Origin of the sequence: Salinivibrio sp. AR640, assembly GCF_001995405.1 — a bacterium.
Taxonomy (GTDB): Bacteria; Pseudomonadota; Gammaproteobacteria; order Enterobacterales; family Vibrionaceae; genus Salinivibrio; species Salinivibrio costicola.
The window spans coordinates 105710-121319 of sequence record NZ_MUFD01000005.1 but is presented as its reverse complement, the minus strand read 5'-3'; the positions used below and the strand labels follow the sequence as shown (position 1 = coordinate 121319).

General features: G+C 49.4%; 14 protein-coding genes and 2 tRNA genes. 12 read left to right on the top strand and 4 right to left on the bottom strand.

Annotated elements, in window-relative coordinates:
- Positions 1–338: 338 nt before the first annotated feature.
- The gene (locus BZG75_RS15310; RefSeq protein WP_158009963.1) at positions 339–503 is read right to left on the bottom strand and encodes a hypothetical protein; all 165 of its coding nucleotides are present in this window, start codon (positions 501–503) and stop codon (positions 339–341) included.
- Positions 504–1282: 779 nt separating this feature from the next.
- Here BZG75_RS15310 and BZG75_RS04720 point away from each other — a divergent pair.
- Both BZG75_RS04720 and BZG75_RS04715 read left to right on the top strand, forming a co-directional pair.
- Positions 1283–1855: an LON peptidase substrate-binding domain-containing protein gene (locus BZG75_RS04720; protein WP_077460387.1), complete on the top strand. Its 573-nt coding sequence runs from the start codon at positions 1283–1285 to the stop codon at positions 1853–1855.
- Positions 1856–2067: 212 nt separating this feature from the next.
- Positions 2068–3060 carry a YvcK family protein gene (locus BZG75_RS04715; RefSeq protein WP_077460386.1) on the top strand — a complete coding sequence of 331 codons (993 nt, stop codon included), beginning with the start codon at positions 2068–2070 and terminating at the stop codon, positions 3058–3060.
- Here BZG75_RS04715 and BZG75_RS04710 read toward each other — a convergent pair.
- From BZG75_RS04710 to uvrB, 3 genes are all read right to left on the bottom strand, one after another.
- Complete coding sequence (locus BZG75_RS04710) at positions 3007–3366, bottom strand: Hpt domain-containing protein (RefSeq protein WP_021022320.1); 360 nt, start codon at positions 3364–3366, stop codon at positions 3007–3009. The genes BZG75_RS04715 and BZG75_RS04710 overlap by 54 nt on opposite strands.
- A 13-nt stretch (positions 3367–3379) precedes the next feature.
- Positions 3380–4843: a quorum-sensing sigma-54 dependent transcriptional regulator LuxO gene (gene luxO, locus BZG75_RS04705; RefSeq protein WP_242413575.1), complete on the bottom strand. Its 1464-nt coding sequence runs from the start codon at positions 4841–4843 to the stop codon at positions 3380–3382.
- Between the two features lie 365 nt (positions 4844–5208).
- Positions 5209–7236, bottom strand: coding sequence for an excinuclease ABC subunit UvrB (gene uvrB / locus BZG75_RS04700; protein ID WP_021022317.1), 2028 nt, complete (start codon positions 7234–7236; stop codon positions 5209–5211).
- 646 nt (positions 7237–7882) lie between these two features.
- Here uvrB and BZG75_RS04695 point away from each other — a divergent pair.
- The 10 genes from BZG75_RS04695 to gloA all read left to right on the top strand — a co-directional run bounded on the left by BZG75_RS04695 (position 7883) and on the right by gloA (position 15480).
- Positions 7883–7958 (top strand) — tRNA-Asn (locus tag BZG75_RS04695).
- Between the two features lie 36 nt (positions 7959–7994).
- A tRNA-Asn gene (locus BZG75_RS04690) sits at positions 7995–8070 on the top strand.
- A 420-nt stretch (positions 8071–8490) separates the two neighbouring features.
- Positions 8491–9075, top strand: a complete 585-nt coding sequence (gene rsxA, locus BZG75_RS04685; RefSeq protein ID WP_021022315.1) for an electron transport complex subunit RsxA — start codon at positions 8491–8493, stop codon at positions 9073–9075.
- On the top strand, positions 9072–9647 hold the full coding sequence (rsxB, locus tag BZG75_RS04680) for an electron transport complex subunit RsxB (RefSeq protein WP_021022314.1): 576 nt from the start codon (positions 9072–9074) through the stop codon (positions 9645–9647). Before rsxA ends, rsxB begins: the two co-directional genes overlap by 4 nt.
- Complete coding sequence (gene rsxC, locus BZG75_RS04675; protein WP_077576314.1) at positions 9647–11950, top strand: electron transport complex subunit RsxC; 2304 nt, start codon at positions 9647–9649, stop codon at positions 11948–11950. The genes rsxB and rsxC overlap by 1 nt, the downstream gene beginning before the upstream one ends.
- Positions 11951–11955: 5 nt before the next feature.
- Positions 11956–13035 (top strand): electron transport complex subunit RsxD, encoded by a 1080-nt coding sequence (gene rsxD / locus BZG75_RS04670; protein ID WP_077576313.1) that lies wholly within the window; start codon positions 11956–11958, stop codon positions 13033–13035.
- Positions 13032–13670 carry an electron transport complex subunit RsxG gene (rsxG, locus tag BZG75_RS04665; RefSeq protein WP_077576312.1) on the top strand — a complete coding sequence of 213 codons (639 nt, stop codon included), beginning with the start codon at positions 13032–13034 and terminating at the stop codon, positions 13668–13670. Before rsxD ends, rsxG begins: the two co-directional genes overlap by 4 nt.
- Positions 13667–14365 carry an electron transport complex subunit E gene (locus BZG75_RS15375; RefSeq protein ID WP_021022310.1) on the top strand — a complete coding sequence of 233 codons (699 nt, stop codon included), beginning with the start codon at positions 13667–13669 and terminating at the stop codon, positions 14363–14365. The genes rsxG and BZG75_RS15375 overlap by 4 nt, the downstream gene beginning before the upstream one ends.
- Before the next feature lie 12 nt (positions 14366–14377).
- Complete coding sequence (nth, locus tag BZG75_RS15370; protein WP_021022309.1) at positions 14378–15019, top strand: endonuclease III; 642 nt, start codon at positions 14378–14380, stop codon at positions 15017–15019.
- A 44-nt stretch (positions 15020–15063) separates the two neighbouring features.
- Positions 15064–15480, top strand: a complete 417-nt coding sequence (gloA, locus tag BZG75_RS04655; RefSeq protein WP_021022308.1) for a lactoylglutathione lyase — start codon at positions 15064–15066, stop codon at positions 15478–15480.
- Positions 15481–15610: the final 130 nt, after the last annotated feature.

The following is a 15610-nucleotide window of genomic DNA, read 5'->3' as shown; positions in this document are numbered from 1 at the left end:
CAGTAACAAAAAACGGTACAAATTGCTGTTTATACTGAATCTGAGGACTTTGAGGCTAAGACTTCACTGGCTTACCGTTTAGAAAGCACACAAGCCTCTACCGAACACTTTCACCTCAGTGACTTTAACTGGCAAACCACATCAATGTTAATCAATTGTAACGACGATAATAAACGCTATTTGTCAAAAAAACTCAACATAAAAGCGCACGTGTGATGTCAGACAGGTATCAAGGTCACAAAATCGATGGTATTTCAGGTGACCGCTGCGGGAGGGTATTTGCGGTGTCATTATCTCTGTATAGCCAGCGTCAAAACGCTGGCTATAAGTGATGCCTGTTACTTTTTGGCCTCATCCGGGGTAAATGTCGGACTTTCATCAGGCGAGTGATCATGCGCCTGATCGTTGAGGGCATGGTGTTCCTCGCGGGCCTTCTCCATCTCCGGCATCACATTGTTCAACATCTCTTTCATTTTCTTATTGCTATAGCGCTTGTGTTTCATTGTGTCCTCCTGAACGGATCAGTGTTTGGCACAGTCACACAAAGTAATCATAAACTAGGTAATCACAAACTAGGCAATCACAACCTCGATTGCGTTTTTATTACTTTGGTACAAACCGCTTGTGCAATTTTTAAGCTACACCCTTGTCTCCAAGAAAGCAAAAGATGATCATGTTAGCGATTGCATCGACACGAGCCTGATGATGGTCATCTCAACAGCCACGCGGTTATCGGCGTTTTATCAACCAAATTTAAGAAGATTAACTGATAATAATTCGCTTTTTAGAAGAAATACCAATATCGACCACTTTTTAACCAGATTATCTTGTTATTCATTGCTATCTCCCCCATCCTTGTACAAGTGGTGAGACGTTCCCTATCACCACCTTATTTTTCTTCCGACAAAAGAGTGACAAGCAAGACTATGAGACCACAAAGTTCAACCTCGCGCCCCCTGTGCGCACGCGTTCGCCATGGTTACAATCCATACAAAGGAAAAAAACCTCAGGTTAATCGCTAACGCGGTGTTGAAGTGACGATGCGTCAATCTAATAGCCTCCCATGTTGGAGGCTATTTTTTTAATTGCACAATACGCGATTGCACAATGCAGGCCATGAAGCGGATTTGCATTGCAAATTGCGATTTATTCAACCGTCGATTATGGCTTAAGCCGCTAGAAACGTGCCAATCCCCCGATACAGTTGAGTTTTAAAAAGTAGGCACCCCTTTTGCAGTATCTAGATTATTAGACCAAACCATTGCTCACCAGGAGGTGTTCCATGGGACAATCAACACCCATTCTGTTCAACGATCGCCATATATTACCGGGTGGACGCATTCCACTCCGGATCCCAACCGGGGAAGCGTTGCAAACACTGGTCTTTGCCTTAAAACACGGTCTGCCTTTGGGAGTATGTATGGCAGAAAGCCAGGCTCAGCGTCAGCATGTCAATATTGGTACCTTTATCGAGATTGAAGATTACACCCGCAGTCAGGAAGATGGATGTTTGGTTGTTACTGCCCGCGGCATTGCGCGTTTTGCGATTCGAGCGTTAAACCACCAGCATGATGAGATGTTATTCGCGACCGTGAGTCCACTCCCTCGCTGGCCTGACTGCCACGTCGATAAGCAAAGCGAACCACTAGTTGAGCGCTTACAATCCATGTTTGAGCGCCACCCAGAGCTACAAAGCATGCATCGTGAGGCAGAGTTCTCCAATTTAACTTGGTTATGTCAACGCTGGTTAGAGCTGTTACCGCTGCCAACCGATGAAAAACAAGCATTAATGGCCAATAACTCTTGTGTCGCTACACGCGATTACCTACTGAGTATGATGCAGGATCCTCACTAGATAGAGGACGATGCTTTCTGTGCTGCCTTGCCAATTACGCCCATTTTTCTGTCTTTTTAGGGTGAGGGATAATGCGCTGCGTTATCCCGTTTTTTCACTTTTTATCGTACTTTTCTTCTCCTGCTCACATTTTCGCACCAAGCGTTTCTTCTTAATTCGGACGATTAAGGTAACATTAGTGTAATTTTTCTGTCTGTTTAGGTCTCTCGGCAATGCGCCATCCAACGCTTTCTGATCCAGCGATTTCCCACCAAACCGTGTCTGATCAAGATCGATCAGCCCAAAGTTCATCTCACCAAGCAAACGTCACGTCTTCAACACGTATCGTCGCCCTTGGCGGTGGACATGGCTTAGGGCGAGTATTATCTGCATTAAGTGAGCATGGAAATCGCGTGACCGGCATTGTCACTACGACAGATAACGGCGGATCAACGGGCCGTATTCGCGCCTGCCAGGGAGGAATAGCCTGGGGTGATATTCGTAATTGCTTGAATCAATTAATTACCGAACCATCAGTGGGCTCTATGCTGTTCGAATACCGATTTAAAGGCAAAGGCGAACTGAATGGGCATAATTTAGGCAATTTAATCCTGACGGCGCTCGATAATTTATCCGTTCGCCCCTTAGAAGCGATTCAGCTGATTCGCGATCTATTAGATGTACGTCCGCATCTTCTGCCGATGTCTGAACACCCAGCAGAATTAGCCGCATTAACGGCCGACGGCGAAACCGTCGCGGGGGAAACACACATTGATGAGCTCTCTGCGCCCCCCACACGTTTATTTCTCTCGCCAACCGTACCGGCCACACGTGAAGCCATGGATGCAATTGCACAGGCAGACATGATACTGCTCGGCCCCGGCAGTTTTTTAACCAGTGTCATGCCACCTTTACTGGTTCCCGAATTGGGACGAGCGCTCAAGCATACGCAGGCAAAAATTGTTTTTATCCGTAATTTAGGCAAAGAAATCGGTCCGGCGGGCGAGATGTCTCTCGATACCATGTTGACGTGGTGCGAACGTGCGATGGGAGGCAAAAAGGTTGATGTTATACTCGGAGAGAAAAGCGCGACACAGCTTGACCCAGACTATCAACAAAAAGAGGCCGAGCTGGCCTCTTCAAATCATCATTGGCGTCACGACCGGGATAAGCTACGTCAAGCTATTGATGAAGTCCTGCTCGACTGCCATCTCCCGGTATGTTGACGCCGTCCCTTGCAGCATTTCGGTAAGCTCATCCAGGTGATGTGACATCCACTCGCGCTGGCCTTGCTTAACACGCGATTCGCACTCGCGCGCCATTTCGGCTAAATCATCGGCACCAAAACTGGCGGCACTGCTTTTAATCGCATGGCTGATTTCACGGATTTGCTCAATTGATGGCGAGCCAGCCAGTTGAGAGTGATACTGAGATAATTCATCACTAAATACAGTGAGCAAAACGGTCACCGTATCCTCTCCCACTTCTAATGCCAATCGACGCAATGTTTCAGTATTTACTGTGGTGGCCATACATCCGTTCCTATCATTCATTCGCCGCAGTTTTTTGCCAGGCTTGCAGTTTTCGGTACAAGGTTGAAGGACTCACTTCGAGTAACCCGGCCGCTTGCGGGATATTGCCATTACACACATCAATCGCCGCTTCAATGGCGCGCTTTTCAATTTTCCATAAAGGCTCGATATCCGCTTTACTCAACGACGATGGCGTTGAATCTGGTGACTCTCGCGTCACCAGGTGATTCGGCGAAAAGGCACTCGTCGTGACGTCAGACCCTGCGTTATGCTGCGGTGATGCAATTTCGGCACCAGAAACGCGATTCACCGGAGGAGGAAGCATTTCTTTGCTGACTTCTTCACCATTATGCAGCACAACAATGTTGCGAATCACATTTTGCAATTGACGAACGTTACCCGGCCAGTCATAACGCAGCAGGAGATCGGCTACCTCATCACTGAAGCGACAAAAATCTTTACCCTCTTCTGCAGAAAATACAGCGAGCAAGGCATTGGCAATCGCGAGTACATCGTCACCGCGTGCGCTTAAAGGCGGCAGTTCAAGTGGAATCACGTGCAGACGATAATAGAGGTCTTCACGAAACTTTCCTTGCTGAACCTGAAGCCAAGGATCTTGGTTGGTTGCACAAACAAATCGAACATCCACGTTTTTGACATGCGAAGAACCGACTTTTTGAAAGCTACCCGTTTGAATGAAACGTAGCAATTTGGATTGCAAATCCATATCCATTTCGCAAATTTCATCTAAAAAGAGAGTGCCGCCATGCGCCATTTCTGCCGCCCCTTCACGCTCAGCCGCCGCCCCGGTAAACGCGCCTTTAACATGGCCAAACAGCTCACTTTCAATCAGATCTTTGGGAATAGCGGCACAATTTAATGCAACAATAGGCTTATTACTGCGGGTGCTGGCTGCATGAATGGCCTCGGCACAGACTTCTTTCCCGGTGCCACTTTCACCTGTAATAAAAACAGTCGCTTTGCTGGGGGCGGCGGATTCAATCACGCGGTAAACCGCTTGCATCGGTAAGCTACTGCCGATGAAGCCATGATATTCGCTTTCGTGCTTGCTGGTTTTGGATTGATGGCTGGATTTAGGCTTGAGCGACTTATTCACCGTGACGCGCAATTGATCCGCTTCACAAGGCTTAATTAAGAAATCATTGGCGCCATGGCGCATCGCGTCGACTGCCGCGTCAATCGAGCCATGAGCTGTCATGATGATCACCGGCAAGTCTGGCGCGACAGCACGGACTTTTGCCAGCACATCAATCCCTGACATATCGGGCAGGCGAAGATCCAGAATGATCAACGCAAGTTGGTCGCCTTCTTGTTCAAAGAAAGTCAGCGCATCCTGCCCTTTGCCCACAATAGTGACATCGACATCCAAGGGATTTAAATACGATTTGTATAACGCCGCGACCGACGCTGTATCTTCCACCATCAATATTCGTTTATTGGGTGACAGTGCTGGCATTTATCCTCCAAGAATCACATCGCTGCCTGGGGTCTTCATAAAGCATACAGTCTTCATTGAGTCCATAGCCTTCATTGAGCCCATAGCCTTCATAGAGCCTGTAATATTCATTGGCTCAATTGCACGAGCGTATGCGAAATGCATTGCATTATGCAAAATTTCCCACATTGTATCTTTGCTTGTGGCTTAAAACCACACGTTTTGTCGATGTAATCGCCTTTTTAATTTTTGGCACGCCAAATGCATCCTATTGTGTGACCCTAAGGGGTCACCTAGCCAACTGACGTTGTTTGTGAGTTATTACTCACTGAAACACTGTAGCCAACCTGACTCTTAGGTTGGCTTTTTTTTATCTAGCTTTTTATCTAACTGTTGGCGATAAACTGCTCGCGCAGCCCCTGGAGCTGATCGCGCAATTGTGCTGCCGTTTCAAACTCAAGGTTTTGTGCCGCTTCTAACATTTGGCTTTCAAGCTTTTTAATTTCCGCATCAATCGCTTGCGGGGATTTCAGTGCATAATCTGCATCTGGCTCGGCAACAGCACGTAACGACTTCGCGGACGATTTATTCGCCTTGCTTCGCTTACCGGTGCCGATTTCCATCACGTCCATCACTTTTTTGTTCAATTTCTGCGGTGTGATGCCATGTTCCTCATTGTAAGCCACTTGCTTGACGCGACGCCGCTCGGTTTCATCAATCGCACGCTTCATCGATTTGGTGATCCGATCACCATATAAAATGGCTTTACCGCGTAGGTTACGCGCAGCACGGCCTATGGTTTGAATCAGCGAGCGTTCAGAGCGCAAGAAACCTTCTTTATCGGCATCCAAAATGGCAACCAAAGAGACTTCTGGCATATCTAACCCCTCTCGTAGCAGGTTGATCCCCACCAAGACATCAAACTCGCCAAGCCGTAAATCGCGAATGATCTCCATGCGTTCAACCGTATCAATATCAGAGTGTAGATAGCGCACGCGCACATCGTGCTCTTGCATATATTCAGTTAGGTCTTCGGCCATACGCTTGGTTAATGTGGTCACAAGCACCCGTTCATTCAGTTCGCGCCGGGCACGTACTTCTGAGAGTAAATCATCGACCTGAGTGGCGACCGGGCGCACTTCAATTTCAGGATCAATAAGCCCCGTCGGTCGCACCACTTGATCGATGATGTCTGACCCTGATTTCTCTTGCTCATAATTGCCCGGTGTCGCCGAGACATAAACTGTCTGTGGGGCAAGTGCTTCAAACTCATCAAACTTAAGTGGCCGGTTATCCAGCGCCGACGGTAAGCGAAACCCATAATCGACCAGTGTTTCTTTACGTGATCGATCACCTTTATACATGGCACCAATCTGAGACACAGTCACGTGAGATTCGTCGATAATCAGCAAGCCATCAGCCGGCAAATAATCAAATAGCGTCGGCGGCGGCTCGCCTTGAGTCCGGCCACTCAGGTAACGTGAGTAGTTTTCAATCCCGGAACAATACCCCAGCTCGTTCATCATCTCGATATCAAACTGCGTGCGCTGAGTTATCCGCTGCTCTTCCAACAACTTGTTATTTTCAAGCAGCGTTTTTTTGCGATCAGCAAGTTCCACTTTTATCTGCTCAACCGCTTCCAAGATACGCTCTCGCGGGGTGACATAATGCGTTTTGGGGTAAATGGTACAGCGTGGCATATCTTTGACGCTGACTTGACCGGTCAATGGGTCAAAAACGCTAATGGTTTCAACTTCGTCATCGAAAAGCTCAACTCGGATCGCGTCTTTGTCTGATTCGGCGGGGAAAATATCAATCACTTCACCGCGAACTCGGAATGTGCCGCGCTCAAATGCCAGATCATTACGGGTATATTGGAGTTCCGCGAGACGCTGTAAAATAGTGCGCTGATCCAGAATATCACCGCGCCGGATATGTAACATCATTTTCAGATACGCGTCGGGATCCCCCAAGCCGTAAATGGCCGATACCGACGCCACAATGACGACATCACGCCGCTCCATCAAGGCCTTAGTTGCCGAAAGCCGCATTTGTTCAACCTGATCATTGATTGACGCGTCTTTTTCGATAAAGGTGTCGGTTGAAGGCACATAGGCCTCTGGTTGATAGTAGTCGTAGTAAGAAACGAAATACTCCACCGCGTTATCCGGGAAAAACTCACGCATTTCACCATATAACTGAGCCGCTAGGGTTTTATTGGGCGCCAGTATCATCGTGGGTCGATTCAGTTCCGCAATCACATTGGCCATCGTGAATGTTTTACCTGAGCCCGTTACCCCCAATAATGTTTGATGCGCGAGCCCCGCATCGAGCCCCTCACATAATCGGTGAATGGCTTCAGGCTGATCGCCCGATGGTTGAAAAGCAGAATGCAGCGAAAACGTTTTACTCATGAGGCTGTCCTGTTGGGTCGTCTGACCAAGTCATCTTATTGTCCTGACTCACCTGACGGAGTCAACGACTCTGACTGCTTACTGGTTGCGTGTAAAATGCGATCTTTTTCGCGTAGAGTTCTTGATCTGAAAATCGGACCTAGGTAACCTGTCGGTCCTCTTTTGGAACCCTTACCCCTCCTTCCCGCAAAAAAATCGCAACATTCAATGATCATCACTGTATTTATCCCCGATACTCAATGACTGACGAAAAAATAATCTGTGCATAATATTGACATTCCGCCTTCGTCATACTCATGCGCACTTACCCATAAAAAATCAATAAAATCATAACCATAAAAACACAAAACAATTTCTTGATTATCGATGTTTTGCATAAAATCAACCATGTAGCGAGTTTATCAAGATTCACACACATGGTTATCCACAGAATCTGTGGGTAACCACTGAAAGCCCTTGCCTTACTGGGGTGAATAAAAGTCAAGTCCAAGTTCGCATCAATGCTTAATCGATCGCCATTGTGGTGCTTTTATCAACGCCAACGGCTAGCTTTTCAGCAGTCAGTTGAAAAGATGGATTTTCTTAGGGTTGATGAGTTGACACTTTTTCAGGGGCTCGCTAAGATTCGCCCCGTTCTCAAGGCAATTCCCCCATAGTTCAGTTGGTAGAACGGCGGACTGTTAATCCGTATGTCACTGGTTCGAGTCCAGTTGGGGGAGCCAACCTTGAAATCAAAAAGAATACATCAGTAAATCGATTCCCCCTTAGTTCAGTTGGTAGAACGGCGGACTGTTAATCCGTATGTCGCAGGTTCGAATCCCGCAGGGGGAGCCACTTCCTTCGTTTTAATTTTACTCTTTCCAAGTCACTGTCTGATCTGCTTCGCAGATTATGTCGCAGGACTGGGCGTCCCCGTTCAATCCCGCAGGGGGAGCCACTTCCTTCGTTTTAATTCTACTCTTTCCAACTCATTGTCTGATCTGCTTCGCAGATTATGTCGCTATTCAACCAAACGCTATTTAACCAACGTTGACTGAGCTGTCTGCGTAGCTTCGACTATTCTCTCCCGAAACAGCATTCTCATATTGATCGCCCCTTCTGTTCTACCACTACCCTTTACTAAGCCGGTCGCAAATCAAGCGTCACTGATAGCTTACAGCGGGTCAGGCAAAAACCCTGCTTGATGGCGGTTGTTATAGCCGCTTCAAAGGTCGATAATAGGCAGATCACAAAAACACTAAATGATTAAATAGCATGGTTGAGTATTTGTTGCTATTAGTGGGCACTGTCTTGGTCAATAACTTCGTTCTGGTGGAGTTTTTGGGCCTGTGTCCATTTATGGGCGTATCAAAAAAACTAGAGACAGCGATTGGCATGGGCTTAGCCACAACCTTTGTGCTGACCCTGGCATCGGTGAGCTCGTACCTGGTTGAAACCTATATCCTCATTCCGTTAGATCTTGGCTACTTGCGCACACTGAGCTTTATCCTGGTCATTGCCGTGGTCGTGCAGTTCACTGAGATGGTGGTACACAAAACCAGCCCTACGTTACACCGGTTATTGGGCGTTTTCTTGCCACTGATCACCTCAAACTGTGCGGTGTTGGGTGTTGCTTTGCTCAACGTAAAACAGCAGCACAGCTTTATTGAATCCATCATTTATGGTTTTGGTGCGGCTTGTGGTTTCTCGCTGGTGTTGATTCTATTTGCCGCGATGCGTGAGCGTATTGCCGCGGCTGATGTGCCGGCTCCCTTCCGGGGCGCGTCTGTTGCTATGATCACCGCAGGTCTGATGTCGCTCGCCTTTATGGGCTTTACTGGATTGGTGACCTTATCATGAGTGGAATCGTGATCGCAGTGATTGTTATCGCTGCCCTCGCCGCTATTTTCGGCGCAATTCTTGGTTTTGCCTCGATCCGCTTTAAAGTCGAGGCCGATCCCATTGTCGATCAAATTGATGCCATCCTGCCACAAACGCAATGTGGCCAATGTGGTTATCCTGGTTGTCGACCCTATGCCGAAGCGATTGCTAATGGCGATGAAATCAATAAATGTCCCCCTGGCGGGCAACAAACCATCGAGAACCTCGCCAACCTGATGGGCGTTGAAGCGACAGAATTGGCGCATGATGAAGAAAAAAGCATCAAAACCGTTGCCTTTATCCATGAAGAAGACTGCATTGGCTGCACTAAATGCATTCAAGCGTGTCCTGTTGATGCGATTGTCGGTAGCACTAAAGCCATGCATACCGTGATTGAACAAGATTGCACTGGGTGCGATCTCTGCGTAGCACCCTGTCCGACCGATTGCATTGAAATGATCCCCGTCCAGGACACACCAGAAACCTGGAAGTGGCAGCTCGACCAAATTCCGGTAGTAAACATAACCGACAATCAGGGGGCACGCGCCTGATGGAAAGTCTCATTGAACAAATTAAACACGGTCAGATCTGGGATTTTCACGGCGGTATTCATCCACCCGAGCACAAAACCCAATCTAACCAAAACGCGATTCTTGAGCACATACTGCCATCTGAACTGGTTATTCCGTTAAAACAACATATTGGCAGTAAAGGCAAACTACTCGTTAGCCAAGGCGATCAGGTCCTCGCTGGACAAGCTCTCACCGAAACCGACATTCAGCAATGTGTGCCGGTGCATGCTCCAACCTCAGGCACCGTGATTGCAATTGAAGATAGAACCATCGCCCACCCTTCTGGGTTATCCGATCGCTGTGTTGTGATTCAACCGGACGGTAACAATACATGGGGCGCAAAACCCGCTTTTGCTGAGTATCACACCCAAACACCTGAACGCCTGATTGACCATATTCGCGCTATGGGCATTGCGGGAATGGGGGGAGCGGGTTTCCCTACCGCCCGTAAACTACAAACCGGCCTCGCACGAACCGAGATACTGATCATCAACGCCGCCGAGTGTGAGCCCTATATCACCGCCGACGATCGCTTGATGCAAGATTGCGCCGATGAAATCGTCGCGGGCATCCAAATTCTCAACCACATTGTGAAGCCAAAACTGGCGGTGATTGGTATTGAAGATAACAAGCCCGAGGCGATTGCTGCGTTAAATGCCGCTGTCGACGCGGTGGAGGACGATATCCTCATTCAAGTTGTGCCGACCAAATACCCATCAGGGGGTGAAAAACAGCTCATCCAACTGATCACAGGAAAAGAGGTACCGGCCAAAGCCTTTCCGGCCAGCATCGGCGTGTTGATGCAAAATATTGGCACCACATACGCGATTAAGCGCGCCGTGCTAGACGGTGAGCCGCTTATCAAGCGCGTGGTAACCCTGACCGGGAAAACGCTCAAAACCCAGCAAAACCGCTGGGCACTATTGGGCACGCCGATTGGCGAACTATTAGCTCAGCACGGCTATAAAGCAGATAAAAAACAGCCACGGGTGATTATTGGCGGCCCGATGATGGGCTTTACGGTGCCTCACGCTAAGGTGCCCATCACCAAAACGACTAACTGTGTGTTGGTGCCAACCCGCAAAGAAATAGCACCAGCCAAACAAGAAATGGCCTGTATTCGGTGCAGTGCCTGTGCCGATGTGTGCCCCGCGCATCTTCTCCCGCAGCAGCTGCAGTGGTACGCGAAAGATCAAGACTATGACAAATGCCAAGACTACGATCTATTTGATTGTATTGAATGTGGCGCGTGTGCCTACGTCTGTCCTAGTGAGATTCCGCTGGTGCAATATTATCGCCAAGCCAAAGCCGAAATCCGCGAGATTGAAGCAGAAAAAGAGGCGGCCGAACGGGCGCGCCAACGCTTTGAAGCCAAAAAAGCGCGGATGGAACGAGAAAAACAAGAGCGAGAAGAAAAACACCGCCAAGCAGCGGAACGTCGCAAACAAGCCGCACAGCAAAATGCCGGCTCTGGCGATGCCTTAAACGCTGCAGTTGAACGGGTGAAGGCGAAAAAAGCGGCGCAATCGGCGGATAACGACGTGAAACCCGCAGTCGCCGCTGCGATTGCACGCGCAAAAGCCAAGCAAGCCGAGGCAGCGAAAACCGGCAGTGATGAGCCAGATAACAGTGAAATGATGAAGTTGCGCGAGGAGCGCAAACGGCAAGCCCGAGCGCGTAAGGCGGCGAAAGAGACGCAAAAACCCGCGCAAGCCATAGCGTCGCAGGCAGGATCAGAAAACACTGACAACCAAGATGGTAAAAAAGACGCCGTAGCGGCTGCCGTTGCCCGCGCCAAGGCCCGAAAAGCGGCGCAACAAGGCGAATCAAGCGCTGATTCCTCGGCTTCGGCTGAAAGCCAAACCGCAACAGCCAATAAAACGTCAGACACTGGCGAAGCCAGCGATAAAAAAGCCGCTGTCGCCGCTGCTGTTGCTCGTGCCAAAGCGCGTAAAGCGGCGCAAMAAGGCGAATCAAGCGCTGATTCRTCGGCTTCRRCTGAAAGCCAAACCGCAACAGCCAACAAAACGTCAGACACTGGCGARKCCAGCGATAAAAAAGCCGCTGTCGCCGCTGCCGTTGCCCGTGCTAAGGCCCGAAAAGCGGCGCAACAAGGCGAATCAAGCGCTGATTCATCAGCTTCGGCTGAAAGCCAAACCGCAACAGCCAACAAAACGCCAGACACTGGCGAGGCCAGCGATAAAAAAGCCGCTGTCGCCGCTGCCGTTGCCCGTGCCAAAGCGCGTAAAGCCGCTCAACAAAAACAAGATAATAAGGAATAATCAACGTGGCGTTTTTCATTGCAAGTTCACCACACGCCCACAATAAGCGCTCCACCAGCCATATTATGCTGACCGTTCTCCTGTGCGCATTACCAGGACTCGCGGCACAGTGGTATTTCTTTGGATGGGGAGTATTAATCCAGCTAACGCTCGCCGTGTTAACCGCCTGGACAACAGAAGCACTGGTGATGCGGTTACGTCGCCGCCCGGTGATGGCCTATTTACGTGACAATAGCGCGCTGCTCACTGCATTTCTTTTGGCCGTCGCGATCCCCCCGATGGCACCTTGGTGGGTGATCGTAATTGGTACCGCGTTTTCTATCATCGTTGCCAAGCATATTTATGGCGGGCTGGGTCAAAACCTGTTTAATCCCGCCATGGTTGGCTATGTAGTGTTGTTGATCGCATTTCCAGTACAAATGACCACCTGGCTACCACCCGAAAGCCTTGCCACCCATGCGTTAACCTTCGGTGATACCCTAGCCACTATTTTCAGTGGCTATACGTTGGACGGTTTTAGTGTTAACCAACTCCGTATGACCGTTGATGGTGCGACCATGGCCACGCCACTGGACACCATAAAAACCGCATTAGCCGGTGGACAAACCGTCAGTGAGGCCTTGCAACAGCCTATATTTTCTGCCGTTGGTGGCAAAGGCTGGGCCTGGGTGAATACGCTGTATCTGCTCGGTGGTTTGGTATTGATTCAACGCGGTGTGATCAACTGGCATATTCCGGTTGCGGTACTCACCGCCTTATTATCAAGCTCACTGTTGGGCCACTTGATTGCGCCCGATCAATTAGCGTCGCCGCTGATTCATTTGTTGTCTGGTGCGACCATGCTGGGGGCATTTTTCATCGCCACCGATCCAGTCTCCGCATCCACGACGGACAAAGGGCGCTTGTGGTTCGGCGGCCTCATTGGGGTGTTGGTGTACTTGATCCGCACTTGGGGTGGCTACCCCGACGGTGTCGCGTTTGCAGTGATTATCGCTAACTTATGCGTGCCTTTGATTGATTACTACACCAAACCGAGAACTTACGGCCATGCGAATAAGCGGGCAGAGAAGAAGTCACAGTCATGATTGAAACAATACGAAAACATGGGGGCATCTTGGCGATCGCAGCCCTCTTATCCACCGCATTAGTGGCGGTTACCAATGCGCTGACTGAAGACACGATAAAAGAGCAACAACAAATTCAGTTATCCAAAGCGCTCAATCAAGTAATCCCAAAAGCGCGCCATGATAATCCGCTTCACCAAAGCTGCCGCCTGGTGACAAACTCGGACGCACTCGGCACTGACGAGGCGCAACCTTTTTATGTCGGCACCTTGAACGATGAGGTGACCACGGTCGCCATTCAAACCATCGCCCCCAATGGCTACAATGGCGCGATAAAAGTGCTGATCGGGATGGATGCCACCAGTCATCAAGTCTTGGGCGTACGGGTCCTCGAGCACAATGAAACCCCAGGCCTGGGAGACAAAGTGAGCTTACGTGTGTCGGACTGGGTACAAAGCTTTAGCGGCAAGACAGTGACCAGTGAAGACGATAAACGCTGGGCGGTCAAAAAAGATGGCGGTCAGTTCGATCAGTTTACCGGTGCGACCATTACCCCCCGGGCGGTGGTTACCGCGGTAAAAAAAGCGGCCTGGTTTGTCAGCCAGCAACAAGCTACCTTGCTTAACCAACCTGTCAATTGCGGAGGTGCGTCGTGAACAGTGACCACAAAGCGCTGATGAAAAATGGCTTATGGAGCAACAACCCCGCCTTTGTGCAGCTGCTGGGGTTGTGTCCACTGCTGGCAGTCTCTGCCACCGTCACCAATGCGCTGGGCCTCGGCATTGCAACACTGGCTGTGCTGGTGGGTTCCAACTTAATCGTGTCGGTGATCCGAGAATGGGTGCCTAAAGAAGTGCGTATCCCAATTTTCGTGATGGTGATCGCCTCATTGGTCACCTGTGTGCAATTGGTGATGAATGCCTATGCTTACGGCCTTTATCAGTCACTCGGGATCTTTATCCCCTTGATTGTCACCAACTGTATTATTATCGGCCGCGCTGAAGCCTTTGCCTCAAAAAACCCGGTTGGCTTATCGGTTAGTGATGGGTTTTGGATGGGAACGGGCATGACCGCAGCGCTGGTGATACTCGGCGCGATTCGAGAGATTATTGGTAACGGCACCTTGTTTGATGGCGCCGATCTGTTACTCGGTGATTGGGCCTCGGTACTACGGATTGAAATTTTCCAATTCGATACCAAATTCTTATTGGCGATATTGCCACCCGGTGCATTTTTAGCGGTGGGCTTTTTGATCGCTCTGAAGAACATCATTGATACCCATCTTGCCAGTAAGACAGAATCCGAGCAGAAACCAGTGATTGAACGCGCGCGGATCACCGGCAATCAGTGACGGGATAGGGAAATGAATAAAGAAAAACGACAACAGATTTTAGAGCGGCTGCGGGACAACAATCCCACACCGCAAACAGAGCTGCATTGGTCTACCCCTTTCGAGTTGTTGATTGCAGTGTTACTGTCTGCCCAGGCCACCGATGTGAGTGTCAATAAAGCGACCGATAAACTCTATCCGGTGGCCAACACACCAGAGGGCTTATTGGCACTAGGTGTGGATGGGGTGAAGTCCTATATCAAAAACATCGGCCTGTTTAATTCCAAAGCCGAGAACGTGATTAAGACCTGTCGTGCCCTGATCGAACAGCACGGTGGTGAGGTGCCAGAAAACCGCGAAGCGCTGGAGGCCTTACCCGGTGTCGGGCGTAAAACGGCCAATGTCGTGCTCAATACCGCATTTGGTTGGCCCACTATTGCGGTCGACACCCATATTTTTCGAGTCTCTAATCGCACCAAGTTTGCGATGGGTAAAAACGTCAATGACGTGGAAGAGAAACTAAACAAGGTGGTGCCCAAAGCGTTTAAGGTCGATGTGCACCATTGGCTTATTTTGCACGGACGCTATACCTGCCTGGCACGCAAACCCCGCTGTGGCAGTTGCATCATTGAAGATTTATGTGAATATAAAGATAAAGTCTATCCAGACAGCTAACGCTATTTCAGGCGAGCACTGGCAAGTAATAAAGGAGCAACGTCATGTCTAACGGCAGAATTCTACACACCATGATCCGCGTCGGTGATCTGGATCGCGCAGTGAAATTTTACACCGACGTAATGGGTATGCGTTTGTTACGCACCAATGAAAACGAGCAGTATAAATATAGCTTGGCGTTTGTCGGTTACAGCGATGAGTCTGACGGTGCGGTGATCGAATTGACCTATAACTGGGGCGAATCGGAATACGATCATGGCAACGCCTTTGGTCATATTGCGATCGGTGTCGACGATGTTTACGCCACCTGTGATCAAATTCGCCAAGCCGGCGGCAATATCACTCGCGAGCCAGGCCCAGTAAAAGGTGGCAGCACTGAAATCGCTTTTGTCACTGACCCTGATGGTTATAAGCTCGAGCTTATTCAAAACAAGAGCGCGTCTGCTGGCCTAAACGGTTAACTGACACCTGCTCTCATGAAGCTCACACGCTTAACAGAGTGAGCCTTAGTGATAGCGACATAGCCAAGACAACAAAGCCCTGCTTTAACCGCAGGGCTTTGTTATTTCTGTCGCTCGGAACTAAGGTTCG

What these genes read in the sequence shown, in the direction of transcription:
- rsxB (WP_021022314.1), top strand. Translation starts at nt 9,072, where the DNA reads ATGAGTGGAATCGTGATCGCAGTGATTGTTATCGCTGCCCTCGCCGCT.
- luxO (WP_242413575.1), bottom strand. Translation starts at nt 4,843, where the DNA reads ATGCCAGCACTGTCACCCAATAAACGAATATTGATGGTGGAAGATACA.
- BZG75_RS15310 (WP_158009963.1), bottom strand. Translation starts at nt 503, where the DNA reads ATGAAACACAAGCGCTATAGCAATAAGAAAATGAAAGAGATGTTGAAC.
- rsxA (WP_021022315.1), top strand. Translation starts at nt 8,491, where the DNA reads ATGGTTGAGTATTTGTTGCTATTAGTGGGCACTGTCTTGGTCAATAAC.
- rsxG (WP_077576312.1), top strand. Translation starts at nt 13,032, where the DNA reads ATGATTGAAACAATACGAAAACATGGGGGCATCTTGGCGATCGCAGCC.
- BZG75_RS04715 (WP_077460386.1), top strand. Translation starts at nt 2,068, where the DNA reads ATGCGCCATCCAACGCTTTCTGATCCAGCGATTTCCCACCAAACCGTG.
- nth (WP_021022309.1), top strand. Translation starts at nt 14,378, where the DNA reads ATGAATAAAGAAAAACGACAACAGATTTTAGAGCGGCTGCGGGACAAC.
- BZG75_RS04710 (WP_021022320.1), bottom strand. Translation starts at nt 3,366, where the DNA reads ATGGCCACCACAGTAAATACTGAAACATTGCGTCGATTGGCATTAGAA.
- BZG75_RS04720 (WP_077460387.1), top strand. Translation starts at nt 1,283, where the DNA reads ATGGGACAATCAACACCCATTCTGTTCAACGATCGCCATATATTACCG.
- uvrB (WP_021022317.1), bottom strand. Translation starts at nt 7,236, where the DNA reads ATGAGTAAAACGTTTTCGCTGCATTCTGCTTTTCAACCATCGGGCGAT.
- gloA (WP_021022308.1), top strand. Translation starts at nt 15,064, where the DNA reads ATGTCTAACGGCAGAATTCTACACACCATGATCCGCGTCGGTGATCTG.